The organism is Brucella sp. MAB-22, assembly GCF_025908475.1.
GTDB classification, from domain to species: domain Bacteria; phylum Pseudomonadota; class Alphaproteobacteria; order Rhizobiales; family Rhizobiaceae; genus Brucella; species Brucella anthropi.
The window spans coordinates 939704-955831 of the sequence record NZ_CP109781.1; the positions used below are offsets into that span (position 1 = coordinate 939704).

Sequence of the window (16128 nt, forward strand, 5' to 3'; positions counted from 1 at the left end):
TAATAATTATATTTATTATATTGAATAAATATGTTGCAATGAAATTGATATAATTATGAATATTGTGATTGAATCCGTATCGTCTCACTGGAGGCAAGTTCTACCAACACGTTCCTTGCGTTCCGCTCAAGCAGCTGTGATCGGTTATCGTCGCTGAGGCCGTCGTGCCGCCTGTCTTAGACAAACAGCATCTATTCAATCCATTCCAGCGCGAGCAGGAAGGTCGCCCGACGATGCGACTACCGGCAAACGTCTCGTTACAAAATTGAAGAACCGAAAGCGTTGGCAGCCGAAAATGCCCGGCTCAAACTCCTTTTAAGGAGCAACTGAAAACCAAACTCGGAGAATTGTAGTGGCCGTCGCCCACTTCTTGTCGAAGATGATGGCCGGGCGTAGTGTCCTGATCTTTCAGCTTACCAACTGATTTCGTCGCCATTATAGGACAGGAAGGCCCCGGTTTTGGGAGCACCGGCGATTACCGTTCTCAATCCACACGCGCTGTTCTCCGCATTCACGACTGCTCCTTCACCGCCCATATCCGTCTTTACCCAGCCGGGGTGAAGTGCAATCACCTTTATGCCTTCAGCCCGAAGATCCAAGGCCAGTTGGGCGGTCGCCATGTTCAATCCGGCTTTGGAGCACCGATAGGCATAATCGTCATCGTCATCGTCCAGCAGACCCTCTGAGATCGAGCCGGCCCGGCTGCTGATATTGGCAATCATCGGCTCCGTGCCACGCGCCAGGCAGTTCCGCAATGCGCGCGCTACCAGAACAGGGCCGAGCATATTTGTCCTGACGACTGCCATGAAATCATCCGGATCGAGCGGCGCAAGGCCAGCAATGCGACTGCGAACAGCCGCATTGTTGATGACAAGGTCCAGAGAACGCATGGCCAGACGATCACCAAGCGCTGCCACCGAAACCGGGTCAGCCGTATCGAGCATCTGAAACTCGATACCGGGGGCGCATGGCGTTTCAGGCGGCCGGCGACCGCAGGCGATCACACGCCAGCCATCCTTGGCATATTGCCATGCCAGTTCGCGGCCAAGGCCGCGTGTGGCTCCGGTAATGAGGACGGTCCTGTGCCCGTTGTCAGCCAATCGCCGCGCTCCTCGTTTCAATATTTCCGTCCTGCCTTGCAATGAGGGCATAAACCTCGCCAGAATATTTGACGCGACGCTCCTGGGTTTTGAAATCGATATGGGTAATGCCGAACGGTGTCGTGTAACCAAAGGCCCACTCAAAATTGTCTGTCAGCGTCCAGGCGAAGTAACCCCTCACCGGCACGCCCTCATCAATGGCTTTGGCCACCTGCTCCAGATGATCGACATAATATTTCGCTCGCAGATCGTCCCAGACATGCCCATCCGGCCCCACATCTTCCGGCCGCGTTGCCACGCCGCTTTCGGAAATATAGATTTCCTTTGGCGCATAGCCGTCATTAACATAATGAAGAATGTCATAGATGCAGCGCGGCCAGACTTCATAACCAACTGCGGAATAGGTGCCTTCCGGCTGTACGCGACGATAGTTGAGCGGTGGCAGTTCGTCACCTGCCGCGATCACAGACCGGCGATAGATGTTAACGCCCAGATAATCGAGCGGCTCCGCAATCGTCTTGTTGTCTTCCGGATGGATGGGCGGCAGGAGATCGCCGTAAAGCTCCAACATGTCCTGCGGATAGGCGCCCTTGAAAACGGCATCTAGGAACCAGCGGTTCTGTGCACCATCGAAACGTTTCGCTGCCGCAACGTCACGCGGATCGTCGCTGGCCGGTTCCGCCACGTTGAGATCGAACACAATGCCCACGGAGACATCAGCGCGTTCTGCACGAATGGCCTGAACAGCCTTGCCGTGGCCAAGCAGTGCATGATGGCTTGACGTGACCCCGCCTTTTACGCCATCAGCCAAGCCCGGCGCATCTTCGGCGCTGGCATGGCCTGACCAGCAGAAGGTCCATGGTTCATTGAGCGTCGTCCACTTCTTGACGCGATCACCGAAACTGCGAACGGCAACCGAGGCATATTCGGCCAGCGCATCCGCAGTCTCCCGAACATACCAGCCGCCCTTGTCCTGCAAGACCTGCGGCAGATCCCAATGATAGAGCGTCGCATAGGGTTCGATGCCCGCCTCCAGTAGATCGTCTATGAGGCGGTCGTAAAAGCCTATTCCCTTGGAATTGACCGCACCGTACCCCCCCGGCAGAATCCGGGTCCAGGCGAGGGAGAAGCGATAGGCTTTGAGGTCCATCGCTTTCAGCACCGCAATGTCCTCGCGCCAGCGATGGTAGTGATCGCAAGCAACGTCACCGCTGGACTGGTCGATGATGGCGCCCGGCTTTTTGCAGAACCGGTCCCAGATGCTCTCGCTCTTGCCGTCTTCACAAGGGGCGCCTTCGATCTGATAGGCCGAGGTCGCGGCACCAAAGGCAAAATTATTCGGAAAGACCAGTCCGGAGGCGCGCTGCTGCAGGTCTTGGCGGGCTTTAACGATGTTTGTTGGCATCATATTTTCTCTCGATTGTGCTGACGAGACTGGCCGCAGCCAGCGTGAGGAGGATGTAGAAGATCGCAGCCGAATTATACGGCGCGAACGGCAGGAAGCTTGCTGACTGGAACTCGCGCATGCGCTGCGTGATATCCCGAATGGACAGGATCGACAGAAGCGACGTGTCCTTGAGAATAGCGATCAGTTCGTTGCCGAGCGGCGGGATGATGATACGGAAAGCCTGTGGCAGGATCACCAGACGGGCGGTCTGCCAGCCGTTGAGACCAAGGCTGCGCGCCGCCTCGATTTGTCCCCGCGGAATTGCGTTGATGCCGGAGCGGAAAATTTCCGCCAGATAGGCCGAGTAGGCCAACGCCATCGCCGCCACACCGCGAGCCATATTCGGCGGATCGATCACGCCCTGCGTGGCGTCCTTCAATGCGCCACTCAAGGGCAGGCCGACATAGAGTACGATGACGAGCATGGGAATGCCCCGGATCGTATCCACGATGAATTCTGAGCCGATGGAGAGAGGATGACGGCGATGGATATGACCGCAAGCCGTCAGCAATCCGAGCGCAATGGCCAGAACGACGAAGGCAATGCCCGCCGACTTGTCGCGGTCGTTCAACGCTTCCGTCTGCCACAGGACAGGCACGTTCGCCGGGACTGAAGCCGCCGGAAGCAGTACCGCGCTGACATCGGCCTTCTTGCCAAGGGCGGCGAGCGCTTCAGGCGGACCGCGAAATGTGCGCAATGGCACTTCGTTTTCGGGACCATCGGGAAACTGGCCGTATCGCACCGTACCGATCATGCTCGATGGCGTGCCGGTTACCACGCCGATCTTGCCGTCGAGGGTGCCGGCGAGCGTATAGGCCTGGCGCGGCTGAAACAGAAACCAGGCAGCCATGCAGGCCATCAGCAACGTCAGGCCGATGAAGATAAAGTCTCCCCGGCTGCTATATTGAAGCTTTTGCAGGCCAACCCAAAGCAGGGCCAGAAGCGCCGCAATGATATAGGCCGAAATGGCCGCCCGAATGGTCGTTGCAACCCCGGCGGCAAATGCCACATGCGCTGCAAAGAGGACAAGAAATAATCCAAGCCCGTTGATCGTTGCCAGCAGGATGAAACCCGCCTTGCGCGATCCCGACAATCCGTTCCCGGATCGCCCCGTCAGGCTCAGGAGCAGACCCAGAACGGTCGCACCGAGATAGCTCAACAGGATGATGAACCCGTACCGATCCGTCGCTAGTGCCGCGGCCTCGGTAAGGCGCCGCGGTGTGACGCCTTTCACCACGAGATCGGACGTGAACGGATCGACCCCATTGGCCACAACCGAGTGCAGATAGGGATACACAACAGGTGTTGCCACGAGCGCGGCAGCCGACAGGAGATTGAGCGCCGCGCAAGGAATCCCCCAGCGCGTATTGTTCCTGCGCATGAACAACATCGTGGCAAGACCGGAGGCAAAGGCTGCGCAAAGCAGCACAAAACCCGGCACGAAAGCTGATGATCCCGGCTCGACGCCCAGGATAGCCAGAAGCGAACGCTGGTAGTCGTTTGAACTGGCGAAGAGATAGACGACAAATGGCAGTGCGGCGAGCACGATCATGTTGCTCGGACGCAAGCGCATCAAAAAATACATTTGAACCGTCTCCCGACCCTCTGGATGCGATGTTCCAGAGGCGTTGCGTGTGGGCCAAGGCCAACGGAGTTGGAGTCGTTGGAACTGCTCTATCTGTTTTGGCTATCCCGAAAACCGCCATGCGTTCTTCGGGATAGGCTCACCTTCTTGGTTTTGCGCATCATCTCGGCAGCACGTGCTTTACTTTCGCAGGTTCACCGCCAGAAATGTTCCGGACTATTTTGCGCCCCAATATTTGCTGATGAGTGCATCGAGCGTGCCGTCTTCCTTGATGGCCTTGATCCCTTCGTTGAAGGCGGCAGCGGTTTCATCGCCCTTGCGGAAGACCAGCCCCAGCGGATCGGATTGCAGGTCGCGAATTGGAACGACGAGCTCGCCTGCGAATTCCTTTTCATAGGCGGGTGCATTGGCCCCGTTGATCACCACGCCGTCGACGTCCTTGTTCTTGAGCGCGATGACGGAGGCGCTGAAACTGTCATAGGCAACAACATTATCCTTGCCGACAATACCTTCGGCTACCTGAGCGTCGGTCGTATTCGCCTGCGCCGACAGCTTTTTGCCTTTCGACTTGAAGTCATCAAGTGTCAGGCCATCATCTTCGGCACGCATCAAAACGGCCTGGCTGTTGACGATGTAAGGCTCGGAGAAATCCATCGCCTTCTTGCGTTCATCGGTAATCGAGACTCCCGATGCAACGAGATCGAAATTGCCCTGCTCCAGAGCCGCGAAAATGCCATCCCAGCCCGTGGTCACGAATTCCGCCTTGCAATTGATCTTGGCGCAGATTGCATTCACCACGTCGACATCGAAGCCGACGATCTGCCCCGTAGCCGGATCGACGCTTTCCATCGGCGGCGAGGTCGTGTCGGAACCGACCTTGAGCATTTTTCCCTCAAGATCGGCCGCATGTGCAGCGACAGAGGACATCAGCGCGAGCGCCAAAGTCAGAATTGTCTTTTTCATGTGTACTCCTCCCATTAGAACACTTTCGACGAATGCACGAAGCGGTTGCGCCTCTGAAACAGCATTGAAAGCTGTTCGCCGGAGCGGTTCCCGCCACCCCGTGAGAAGGCCAAACCGCTCTAGGAATTAAGCTTCCCGCCCAGATCGTCGGGCTGACGCGCGACGAGCTCCGGACGAAAAACCTCCCTCAATTGCGCAGGGTCTTCCCCTCCCATACGCCGCAACAGAAATTCCCCCAGCCGTTGCCCCAACACTTCGATCGGCTGATAGAGGGTCGTGACCGGCGGAGTGAAATAGGCGCTGACATTGATGTCGTCATAGGCGATGACGTCGATGTCCTGCCCGACTTCCAGCCCCAGCGACCGCAATGCGGACAACACACCGAGCGTTGTCGCTTCATTGACACAGACCAGCGCCGTCGGTGGATCACGCTCTTCCCGGAGAGCCAGCGCAGAATCGCGTCCGAAGCGTGTGGACAAGTCGCCGCCGATAACCAGATCGGTACATGGCGCAGCACCTGCCTCTGTGAAGGCACGCGTAAAACCATCGATCCTGTCGAGAGCATAGGAAAAACGCGCATCCGCATTCACCAGACCGATGCGCCGGTGCCCGCCAGCGATCAGTCGTGCAGTTGCGGCATGTGCGGCCCATTCATTGTCCACGTCGACATGGGCATAAACGAGCGATTTGCGGCATCTCCCCAGGGACACGAAAGGAAAGTCAGCCTCGACCAGCATGTCGATGCGCGCATCGTCGGCCAGAACGCCTGAAAAGATCAGACCATCGGCGAGGCTTTGATCGACGATGCGGCGCGTGATGGCACAGGCATCGTCAAAACTGCGATAGCCATAAACGGAAAGCTGATAATCGCTATCATCGAGAATCTGGCTGAGACCGCTGAGAATCTGCGTATATTCGACACCGTCCCATTCATAACCCGCCACCGAATTCATCGGCATCAATACGGCGGCTTGATAGGTCTTGCCGGTACGCAACGCCATGCCACGGGCATTGGCCTGATAGCCAAGCTCGTCTGCAGCGGAGAGAATAATCTTGCGTGTCTCTTCCGTCACGACCGGCGAACCGTGCAATGCCTTCGAAATCGTCGCAATCGAATAGCCCGTGTGTTCCGCGAGCGTTTTGATCGTCGGTCGCACACGCGTTTTTATTCGGTCAATCGACCTCGACATTTCAAGCTCCCACAATCGTCATACCAAAACGGTAACAACATATAAAAACGTTTTCAAGAAAAATAAAAACGTTTTTATGTCGGAGAATGTCTTGTGCCCGTCAAACAATCGGGGTGCGATTCAATTTGATTGAAGCAGATCGGATTATTGGGTCGGTTTCGGCTGGGGCGGAAAAAACTTTAACGGAATAGTCCAATGATTTTCGATATTTATGAATGATTGGATATTGATGGATGCTATCCCGAGAGAACAAGAGACTGTTTGGGATAATTTCCGCGCCAGCAAATTCAATGACTTACGTTTAGAAAATGCGAACGGGTTAAATTGAGACAGTTAAACGTACCATTTCGCCCTCTGCTGGAACCGACCCCAATTAGCGAACGGAAGTCGTCCTTGGCTGCTGAGCACTCGATCATATGTTGAACTGTGTACACACCTGAATTCCGTCCGCATCCATGCACCACGTCTCATTTCTCCTTTTCGCAGGCATATTTTCCATTGCCTGAGCAATATATGCACAGCGAGGTTCCGCAGGCTGCTATGCAATCTTGCCAAGTCTTATATTGACAGACTCGTGGCTTAGCGGCTTTCAGCTGCGCTGACGTTGCCCCATGGACGATTGTCTCTGCTGGATCAGTCGATGGTAATGTGGACGTGCTTTGTAATGCTGTGTTTGAACCCGCATAAGCAATTGTGGCATTCATTAACGCCAATCCAGCAACAACGAATAGTGAGTACGGTTTCATGATGGTCACCTTACTGTTTCTGAAGAGCCTCCCGTTCTCATATTATGCGCCCGCTGTCTTGCGAACACACACCCAAGTCTGCGGTAGTGTGTCGTATGATGAAAAGATATATCTGGCCAACGTGGGGCAAAGCCGAGTATCTCTTTGCGTTGACCAGGCTGGGCAGGGCTAAGGCTAACGGTTCTTGATCCGCTCGCATTTTCTAAACGTAAGTCATTGAATTTGCTGGCGCGGAAATTATCCCAAACAGTCTCTTGTTCTCTCGGGATAGCATCCATCAATATCCAACCACTTCATAAACGACGGAAATCATTGGACTATTCCGTTAGAGTGTTTTTCGCCTCGCCGGAACTGACGCCAGTATGCAACAAACGCCCGGGACGCTCGACTTCAAAAAAACCGAAACTCCGTAACAACCTTCACTGAAAAAATAATTGCTACAGAATATGTAGGCGCGTCGGCACTCTAATAGACACAGACCAAACTCTAACTGTAACTCCATAATTTAGACTGCTGATTTGTTCTATAATGTTTCGCTATACATCACCGCCTCATGTTGACAAAAAAACTGTGTAATATTTTATTCATCCTGTTTCGATCTGTGAGAACCGATCAACACAAAGGGAGGACAGAATGGATATCAGGCCGTCTATCTTTGCCTGGACTTTGACTTGTTCGCTGGCAGTATCTGGCGTTGCATTTTCTCAAGAAACGCGCACGAAAGTCATTTTAGACGCGGATATGGTCGAGCTATTCGATGATGGCACCGCCATGCTTCTGCTGGAGCGCGCTCCCAACATCGACCTGCTGGGCGTAACCGTCGTTTCAGGAAACACACCCATGCCAGCTGGTGTCGCCGCGGGCGCGCGACAACTGGAGGCGCTCGGCTCTGAGGTGCCAATCTACGAAGGCAGCCGTTACGGCATTCGCAACTGGCGAGGAAACAAAGCCACCCCGGAGGTGCTGGCAGCCGAACTGCAAATCAGCCCGATCACCGGTTGGGGCGGTTATCTGCGGCCGGATGCGGGCAATGAGATTGATGCCGATCCGACGGCAAAATGGTCCGACGTCTACAAGCATAAATATGGCGAGGCCCCATCCTATAAACGGGTGTATGGCCTGGATAATCCGGACCCGGATGGCAACAGAGACGCTGTGGATTTTCTCGTCGACACCGTCAACAAGTATCCCGGCCAGGTCAAGCTGGTGGCAATTGGTCCACTCACCAATATTGCACGCGCCATCCTGAAGGATCCGAGCTTTCCATCGAAGGTCGCTGAAATCGTCTATATGGGCGGCGCCTTCTACGTTCCGGGGAATTCGTCGGCATCGGCAGAGTTCAACTGGTGGGCAGACCCTGAAGCCGCCAAGATCAGTGTCAGGTCGAAATGGGGCGATCCGAATTCCGAATCCTTCAAGGCATATGGCAATCAGGTGATCTCCGGTCTGGAAGCCAATGAACATACGGGAGGAATGCCGGAGGACCTCTATCGGAAAATGGTCGACAATAGCCCTCCCGGCATTCAGAAACTCTGGCTTGCACGGGAAGAACAGATCAAGGCGCAAGGCGGAACCACATTCGGACCCGATAACGTCTGGGACCTGTTTGCGGCCGCCTATGTCATCGACCCGTCGATTGTCCTTGCCTGGAACAATGCCCCTCGCCCCAAGGATGGCGCAGCTGTACCTGCCACCGGTGTCTATGTCGACGTGAACACCGAGATGGGTCTCGACTATGGCCGAAGCCTTGCTTTCACCAACAATGATATAGGAGGCAATGCGGAGGCAAAACCGGGACCGGTCGGCACTCAGAAAGCCGCCATTCAGAACTACATCGATGAAGACAAATTCTGGAAAGAGATCGTCGTTCCGCTAACCACCGCTTCGAAGAATTAAAGCATGATCCGACCGATGCGAAACGCGGGTCGAAAAGATTTCTGCTTGTTTGGATACTCTGCCTGCTCACAGGATTGCAGGCATCATAGAAGCAATCGAGGCGGTGGGAGCTCAGCTGCGTCATCGGCCGCCTCATAAATTGGGTACGACTCGGCAAAACCTGACACCGGAGTTCCGGTGTCAGGCATTCATTCATCCTAAAGCAAGTATCCGATCAGAACTTGAAGGGCGTGCCCATGCATTTTGCCACTTCACGCTTGATGCAGTTATTATACTCGTAAGGCTGGTCTTTTATGGGGTTGCAAATGGTCTGCGCCTTTTTCTTGCATTCTTCCTGACTGCCGCCGTCGGCAATCTGCGTAAGCGAATGATTACGGGTCGACATGCTCATCGCTTGAACGCTTTGATTACTCATTTCTACCGCAAAAGCGCCGCCAACACCCCAAAGAATGGAAGCAATAACCAGTGGCATCAATGCATATTTCTTCATTGCAATATCCTTTTAGAAAATTTCTTAATCGATGAAATAAAATATCAATACTAGCTAATATGCTATGCAATATAATATAAAATATCGAAATAATTTTCGATCACTTGTTCATAATATAATCATCCCTCCCTTTCCGTATAATATATTGAATGAATACACCGGTATTGAATAGAGCAATAAATTTCTAAATTATTATATATTTAAACTGAGTTCTATCTATATTAGCCTGAACCTCAGAAACCTTGATTTTTCTGTTTCAGATAACGTGTCATGGCTTATGCGAAAACAGCTGACCACCTGCCTAAGAACGCATTCGACACCGGCATGTCCGCTCCGGTGCTGGCTATGTCTTCAGGAAAGAACGAAGAACTGATCAAATTGGCAACCTCAGAACATCAAAAACTGCAGCTCCTGAAACGCCAAAATGACGACGACGCGATCCCGAGCAATCCGTTTGCAGCTGAACCAATAATCGATCTTCCAAACTCCCTATAAACAGGGCTATGATAGCCACTGTTTCTCGGATTGGGCATGTCGGCAAGCCATAATGAATCAGATCTCTTTTTCGACAGATATGATCGAAGATCAATTACGTAACGATTTTTGGCGTGAAGTTCTGAAGCCAATGTATGAAATCACATTGGATGGAGAAATACGAAATTATCAGCTTTTTGGCTTCGCAAGGGGCAGTGCGATCAGCTCTTCCCTTCAAATTGGCTCGACCCGTTTCAACACCCAAAACTATCTACGCACGCCTAAGATCATCGCACATGGAGGCCTCGACCAATATATTCTCCAGCTCATAACCGCTGGGGATTTACGCGGCGATTTCAACGGCGTCGACGTCTGGGCCAAGCCTGGCGATATCGTCATCATAGATTTCACACAAACAGTTCAAAGCACGGCATATGAAGGAAGCCGCATCACCGTGATGCTTGCGCGCGACGAGCTGGAGAAGGTGGTTGGGTGGCGAAATCTGCATGGCGTCGTTCTGCGTGCCCATGAACCAATGACGCGTCTCCTGTTTGCTTATTTACGAGGACTGCACGACGTAGCCAGCAAATTGAGTGCGTCAGAGGTCTATTCAGCGCAAGAAGCGATGCTTTCTCTGCTGAATGCCAGCATCAAAGGCGACGCCATCGAAAATGCAGCCGTGAACCTCACGATGCGTAAATGCATCCTCGCTCACATCAATGAAAACCTGAACAACCCCTCGCTCAGCCCCCAATCCATCATGCGAAACTTTCGCGTCTCTCGCTCACACCTCTATCGCGCCTTTGAACCTGATGGAGGCGTAGCCAAGGTCATTCGCGATAAACGGCTCGACAGTGCATACCAAACGCTGGTGAGGCAGACAGGACCGTCGGCCTCACTGAAAAGAATAGCCTATCAATGCGGTTTTAATGACGGCACACAATTTACGAAGGCATTCAAGGCACGATTTGGATTGGTACCGAAGGACGTGGCGAAGTTCGGGGCGCCATTGCTGACAAGCGCTCCCTACAATTTTTCCTACGCTCAACACTTGTCGGCCCAGGCAAAGAGGGCAGGGCTGACGAACGGACAGCCTATGCAGCTTGAAAGCATGAGCTTGGCATAACGCATCTCTTCGCAGCCAGAGATAGCAATGGCCATATGCAATGAAGCCGTCGCCAGCTTCTTCTCTTGCATAGCACTCCTGCGAGCATCGTCTTACCGAACACGCATAACCAATCAATCCTGTCGGCCACTTTCTATGATGTCGAGTCGCATAGGTAATATACTGAAAAACTTAGCGATTATGGACACTACTAAAGCTAAATCCGCCTTAGATTTCGTCTGGCTGACAATGGTTTTCGCTGTTCTGGGAAGGGTATGTGGCGCGTCGCGATGCGTTGATCTGACAGCGCAGGAGCAATCTCCTTGACGATTCCGATGCTAACCCGATTTGGTTAAGAAATCTATCCCCCAGAGATGAAAAGCCCCACAGACTGAAAGATGGGAGGCGCTGGTTTGCACCATCGTGGGAGAAAGGCCATGGTCATTGAAACCAGTGATCGGAAGCCAAAAAACGAGCTCGACATCAAAATTGGAACCGAGCCGCAACGAATCCGGCCTCTAACTTTCAAAAAAAATTCACCGCCCCTCCCCTCTTCGAGCTTTCGTCGTTAGATCGCCGGAGCCACCGGCGCACCTTCTATCGTTCCGCAATTGCGCGTTTCGTATTCGCTCCGTCGCATCTGCAGGAAGTCATGTGAAGCGGGCCGAAATAAAGCCGTTAGCGAAATCATCCCGTCATAAAATGAGTATGTCGCCTTCCTTGTACTTTCCAACGGCGGTTATCGACCTGGTCAAAAACCATTCAGGACAAACCTCAGCATGGGGAAAAGCGCAGAAGGCATGCTTCGCTGCGAACAACATACGCGTTGGTAACGCCCCAAATTTCCGTTCTGTATAACCTGTCTCTTCTCGAGCTAGGATCCGAGCAGAACCACTCCGTCCGACGGGTTCAAGCAATGCCAATTTATCATTTCGGCGTCGGAATGATGCTTGATAAACTATACCGTCAGAGAATCAGCCCGGTGCCTCCAACAACGGGAAAGCTGCCTCATTCCCATGTGGAAACAGACTCTTCTCAATTGAAATCTTCAGATGAAGGAGGCCTCTGAATCATAGACTGCCGTCTAAAATCAATATTATCATACAAAAACAAATAGATAGACCAACTTCAGCCGAATCGATAAAATTTTGTTTAGTTTTACTCTCGGCGCTAACTCTTTGTTAATTCGGTCGCCTCTTGCGATAGAATAAGAATCGGACATAATGACGATATTTAGGCGGTATTAGTTCCAGTGCCGTCACTAGGGATCCCAAGTAAATGAATATCGCAAATCCAGCAGCAGCTTTGTCGTTTGACGACATGATACTATCGCAAGGGCGCGAGATTTCTCGCAAGCTCAATCTGCTGCGTCACGAAAACTTTCCGCCAGATGCGCGCAAGAATATGCTGCGCCAGTTTTCGATGGCCGAGGCTGCGTACTTCCTTGGTGTCTCCCCCAGCAATCTCAAGAAACTACATCTGGAAGGTAAAGGTGTCGAGCCGACCATTCTGACAGGTGGCCGTCGCGCCTATAGTGTCGAACAGATTCAGGAGCTGCGCCAGTGGCTTGACCAGAATGGTCGCGCTGAGGTGAAGCGCTACGTTCCGCATCGTCGCGGCAATGAGAAGCTTCAGGTCATCGGCGTCGTCAATTTCAAGGGCGGCTCGGGCAAGACGACAACGGCTGCACATCTGGCGCAACACATGGCCCTGACCGGTCATCGCGTACTTGCAATCGATCTCGACCCGCAGGCTTCGCTATCGGCTCTGCATGGCATTCAGCCGGAGCTCGATGAGTTTCCGTCGCTCTATGAAGCCATTCGTTACGATTCCGAAAGGAAGTCTATCCGTGAGGTCATTCGCCGGACGAATTTCCCCGGCCTCGATATTATTCCAGCCATGCTGGAGCTGCAGGAATATGAGTATGATACCCCGCTTGCCATGCAGAATGGCGGCGAGGGCAAGACTTTCTGGAACCGCATCGCGCAGGCTCTCGCCGATGTGGATGGTGACTATGATGTGGTCGTCATCGACTGCCCTCCCCAGCTCGGCTATCTGACGCTGACGGCGCTATCTGCCGCAACATCCGTCCTGATTACCGTTCACCCGCAGATGCTCGACCTGATGTCCATGTCGCAATTCCTCCTGATGCTCGGCGACATTCTGAAGACCGTTCGTCAGGCAGGTGGTGCGGTGCAACTCGACTGGTTCCGCTATCTGATTACCCGTTACGAGCCGACCGACGTTCCGCAGGCGCAGATGGTCGGTTTTATGCAGAGCATGCTCGCCTCGCACATGCTGAAGCACCAGATGTTGAAATCAACCGCGATTTCGGATGCTGGTCTGACCAAGCAGACGCTTTACGAGGTCGAGCGTTCATCGATGAATCGCGGCACCTATGATCGCGCCATGGAAGCCATGGAAGCGGTTAACGCTGAAATTCGCGGCCTCATTCACGAGGCATGGGGGCGTTAGACTGCCGTCTAAAGCGGCGAATATTGAATAAAATCAGGTCTCTGACCGGTTTGAGGACATGAGAATGGCAAGAAAGAACATCTTCGAAAGCGTTATGCGGGACGAACCGGCGGCCGAACAAGCCTCACAGTCGGTCGAAAACGTATCGCGCCGGTTCGGTGCCGCCAAGTCTCTGTCCGCTTCGATTGACGAGCTGGCAAAGCAGGCAGCCCAGAAGCTTGATGGCGAAGCCATTATCGAGCTTGATCCCGCCAATCTTGATGTCTCCTTCGTGGCGGACCGTCTGCCTGAAACGGATGACGAAGAATATCGGGAACTTCTGGAAGCCATTCGCGAACGTGGTCAGGACAGTCCTATTCTCGTTCGTCCGCATCCCAAGACCAGCGATCGCTATATGATCGTTTTCGGCCATCGGCGCGCGCGGGTTGCCAGAGAGCTTGGCATCAAGGTCAAAGCCGTCATCAAGCCCCTCGCCGATCTGGAACATATTCTGAGCCAGGGCCAGGAAAACTCGGCGCGCGCCAATTTGAGCTTCATTGAGCGTGTTTTCTTTGCAGCGCGTCTGGAAGCGCTTGGTTTTGAGCGTGAAGCCATACAGGCAGCATTGACAGTCGATTACCAGACCTTGTCGAAGATGCTGACCATTCCGAAGGCTATTCCGGAACATATTCTTCTGGCTATCGGTCCGGCCAAGGGCATTGGTCGTGACCGCTGGTTGGAACTGCGGAAACTGATCGAGATCCCGGGCAGAAAAGATGCTGCAGAAGAGCTTCTGGTGACATCAGCATTTTCAAACGCGACGTCCGTTGATCGTTTTGAGCAGCTTTACGGCTATCTGAAAGGCGGCAAGCAGAAGAAGCCTGTTACCAAGGCGGCTCTGCGTCCTGGCACCAGCTGGACAGCTTCTGACAAGACGGTCAGCGCAGTTATCAAACAGAATGGCAAATCGGCTACATTGGCGCTCAGTGCAGCCAACGGGCCTCGTTTTGCCGATTGGCTTTCTCGTAATCTGGATGAACTTTATGCGTCGTTCCAGAGCGAGGAGAAGTAAGTAAGCGTAACGAACGGCGGCGGTTGCCACGGTTCGACTGTGTAGAGCATGTCTCCCGAAAGTGGGAACCGGTTTCGGGGTAAAGACATGCGTAAAACAAAGAAATGGAGCATTTCCAATGCGTTCAAACAAACAGGAAATGCGCTAGCGTTCAATAGTAAGTGTGTTTGCGTTGAAACTGTTCAGGAAGAGGAACGAGACAGCAAAAGAAAAAGGCCCCCAAACGTCGCCGTGTGGAAGCCCTTCTCATTGGTTTAGCAGCTAGAGAATCGCAAATCCACGAATCACTGTCAAGTGTAATTAGCGTCATTTCGGCGGGTGGATTTCTTTTGCCTTGTGGAAGGTGAAAGAAAATGGAGATTCAATTGGCCTCGACGCCGTTTGGCAGTCGAAGGATGACGTTTGCCTTGTTGGCAAGTCAACAGAACACACAGCAAATCGCACCGGGAACGGTTGCCGATAAGTGGCAACTACATCGCTGGCTGTGCGAAGCAAAGACGCAGTTCGGCCTGAATGATCGTTCTCTGGCGGTTCTTTCAGCCCTGTTGTCATTCTATCCGGAAACGGAACTGAATGCGCAGAACAGCCTGATCGTGTTCCCGTCCAACAAGCAACTGGCATTGCGAGCCCATGGCATGGCCGATGCAACCTTGCGCCGTCATCTGGCAGCGCTGGTCGATAGCGGTTTCATCCATCGTCAGGACAGCCCGAATGGTAAGCGCTATGCACGCCGTGCCAAAAGTGGAGACGTGCAAATTGCATTCGGCTTTTCACTGACACCGCTGCTGGCACGTGCTTGTGAACTGGAAGCGGCTGCAGAGCAGGTGAGGGCAGAAAAGACGGCGTTGCGTGAAATGCGCGAACGCCTGACATTGCTGCGCCGTGACATTACCAAGCTTATCGAATTCGCCGCACTGGAAGAACTGGCCGGAGACTGGGAAGACATCCATCATCGTTTCCGCCTGATCGTCGACAGCATTCCTCGTCGTGCAGACTATGAAGAACTGGCGGCTCTGGTCGAATCCATGCAGTACATTCGTACAGAAATCGATAACGCGTTGAAAATTCATGAAAATGTTCAAAATTTGCGCGCCAATGAATCTCAAAATGAGCGGCAGCAAATTGAATCGAATCCAGATTCCCATTTTGAAAAGGCAACGCCTGAATTTATCGATCAGCGCATCAATGAAATCACCAGCGCTCCGTTTGAACCCACGGTTTCGCTCGACATGGTGCTCCGTTCCTGTCCCGAGATCACGGCCTATGCGATTTCATCCATCCGACATTGGCAGGATTTGGCCAATACAGCAGAGAAAGTACGCTCTTTCCTCGGGATCGATGGAAAGCTCTACGATCTCGCAAAGAAAACGCTGGGAACTCACAATGCATCGATCGTGATCGCTTATATCCTGCAGCGCTATGAGCAAATCCAGTCCGCTGGCGGCTATTTGCGAATTCTGACGGAAAAGGCTGCCAACGGTTCGTTCTCGATCAGACCAATGCTTATGGCTGCCCTGAATGGACAAAGTCGTTAACCATAAAGCCCAGTCAGCGTGACAAAACCAAACGGCTATTTAGGTTTCGTATCGTTCATGAAGTTCAAGGA

The 16128-nt window shown here is 53.1% G+C and carries 12 protein-coding genes; 6 read left to right on the forward strand and 6 right to left on the reverse strand.

Annotated features, from left to right (window positions below):
• Window positions 1-413 precede the first annotated feature (413 nt).
• From OHI65_RS04165 to OHI65_RS04185, 5 genes are all read right to left on the reverse strand, one after another.
• Window positions 414-1100 carry an SDR family oxidoreductase gene (locus tag OHI65_RS04165; protein ID WP_125301106.1) on the reverse strand — a complete coding sequence of 229 codons (687 nt, stop codon included), beginning with the start codon at window positions 1098-1100 and terminating at the stop codon, window positions 414-416.
• Window positions 1093-2508 carry a GH1 family beta-glucosidase gene (locus OHI65_RS04170; protein ID WP_235824423.1) on the reverse strand — a complete coding sequence of 472 codons (1416 nt, stop codon included), beginning with the start codon at window positions 2506-2508 and terminating at the stop codon, window positions 1093-1095. Before OHI65_RS04170 ends, OHI65_RS04165 begins: the two co-directional genes overlap by 8 nt.
• The gene (locus tag OHI65_RS04175; RefSeq protein ID WP_011982519.1) at window positions 2486-4132 is read right to left on the reverse strand and encodes an amino acid ABC transporter permease; all 1647 of its coding nucleotides are present in this window, start codon (window positions 4130-4132) and stop codon (window positions 2486-2488) included. Before OHI65_RS04175 ends, OHI65_RS04170 begins: the two co-directional genes overlap by 23 nt.
• Before the next feature lie 216 nt (window positions 4133-4348).
• Window positions 4349-5095, reverse strand: coding sequence for a transporter substrate-binding domain-containing protein (locus OHI65_RS04180; protein WP_011982518.1), 747 nt, complete (start codon window positions 5093-5095; stop codon window positions 4349-4351).
• Window positions 5096-5214: 119 nt separating this feature from the next.
• Window positions 5215-6285 carry a LacI family DNA-binding transcriptional regulator gene (locus OHI65_RS04185; RefSeq protein WP_011982517.1) on the reverse strand — a complete coding sequence of 357 codons (1071 nt, stop codon included), beginning with the start codon at window positions 6283-6285 and terminating at the stop codon, window positions 5215-5217.
• Window positions 6286-7664: 1379 nt separating this feature from the next.
• On the opposite strand from OHI65_RS04185, the gene OHI65_RS04190 reads away from it, so the two are divergent.
• A complete protein-coding gene (locus OHI65_RS04190) occupies window positions 7665-8927 on the forward strand; it encodes a nucleoside hydrolase (protein WP_125301104.1) in 1263 nt (420 codons plus the stop codon).
• 214 nt (window positions 8928-9141) lie between these two features.
• Here the strand turns inward: OHI65_RS04190 and OHI65_RS04195 are convergent, their stop codons facing one another.
• Entirely contained in the window at window positions 9142-9417 is a 276-nt protein-coding gene (locus OHI65_RS04195) for a hypothetical protein (protein WP_125301103.1), read from the reverse strand.
• A gap of 270 nt (window positions 9418-9687) precedes the next feature.
• Here OHI65_RS04195 and OHI65_RS04200 point away from each other — a divergent pair, with 270 nt between their 5' ends.
• The 5 genes from OHI65_RS04200 to repC all read left to right on the forward strand — a co-directional run bounded on the left by OHI65_RS04200 (window position 9688) and on the right by repC (window position 16057).
• Window positions 9688-9912: a hypothetical protein gene (locus tag OHI65_RS04200; protein ID WP_125301102.1), complete on the forward strand. Its 225-nt coding sequence runs from the start codon at window positions 9688-9690 to the stop codon at window positions 9910-9912.
• Between the two features lie 52 nt (window positions 9913-9964).
• A complete protein-coding gene (locus OHI65_RS04205; protein WP_011982514.1) occupies window positions 9965-11017 on the forward strand; it encodes a helix-turn-helix domain-containing protein in 1053 nt (350 codons plus the stop codon).
• A 1257-nt stretch (window positions 11018-12274) separates the two neighbouring features.
• Window positions 12275-13471: a plasmid partitioning protein RepA gene (gene repA / locus OHI65_RS04210; RefSeq protein WP_012093718.1), complete on the forward strand. Its 1197-nt coding sequence runs from the start codon at window positions 12275-12277 to the stop codon at window positions 13469-13471.
• 64 nt (window positions 13472-13535) lie between these two features.
• On the forward strand, window positions 13536-14522 hold the full coding sequence (gene repB / locus OHI65_RS04215) for a plasmid partitioning protein RepB (protein WP_012093717.1): 987 nt from the start codon (window positions 13536-13538) through the stop codon (window positions 14520-14522).
• Between the two features lie 353 nt (window positions 14523-14875).
• Window positions 14876-16057, forward strand: coding sequence for a plasmid replication protein RepC (repC, locus tag OHI65_RS04220; RefSeq protein WP_094515466.1), 1182 nt, complete (start codon window positions 14876-14878; stop codon window positions 16055-16057).
• Window positions 16058-16128 lie beyond the last annotated feature (71 nt).

Bases quoted from the DNA above. Each gene is read 5' to 3' on its own strand.
- OHI65_RS04195 (WP_125301103.1), bottom strand. From the start codon at position 9,417: ATGAAGAAATATGCATTGATGCCACTGGTTATTGCTTCCATTCTTTGG.
- repB (WP_012093717.1), top strand. From the start codon at position 13,536: ATGGCAAGAAAGAACATCTTCGAAAGCGTTATGCGGGACGAACCGGCG.
- OHI65_RS04205 (WP_011982514.1), top strand. From the start codon at position 9,965: ATGAATCAGATCTCTTTTTCGACAGATATGATCGAAGATCAATTACGT.
- repA (WP_012093718.1), top strand. From the start codon at position 12,275: ATGAATATCGCAAATCCAGCAGCAGCTTTGTCGTTTGACGACATGATA.
- OHI65_RS04190 (WP_125301104.1), top strand. From the start codon at position 7,665: ATGGATATCAGGCCGTCTATCTTTGCCTGGACTTTGACTTGTTCGCTG.
- repC (WP_094515466.1), top strand. From the start codon at position 14,876: ATGGAGATTCAATTGGCCTCGACGCCGTTTGGCAGTCGAAGGATGACG.
- OHI65_RS04180 (WP_011982518.1), bottom strand. From the start codon at position 5,095: ATGAAAAAGACAATTCTGACTTTGGCGCTCGCGCTGATGTCCTCTGTC.
- OHI65_RS04185 (WP_011982517.1), bottom strand. From the start codon at position 6,285: ATGTCGAGGTCGATTGACCGAATAAAAACGCGTGTGCGACCGACGATC.
- OHI65_RS04170 (WP_235824423.1), bottom strand. From the start codon at position 2,508: ATGATGCCAACAAACATCGTTAAAGCCCGCCAAGACCTGCAGCAGCGC.
- OHI65_RS04175 (WP_011982519.1), bottom strand. From the start codon at position 4,132: ATGTATTTTTTGATGCGCTTGCGTCCGAGCAACATGATCGTGCTCGCC.
- OHI65_RS04200 (WP_125301102.1), top strand. From the start codon at position 9,688: ATGGCTTATGCGAAAACAGCTGACCACCTGCCTAAGAACGCATTCGAC.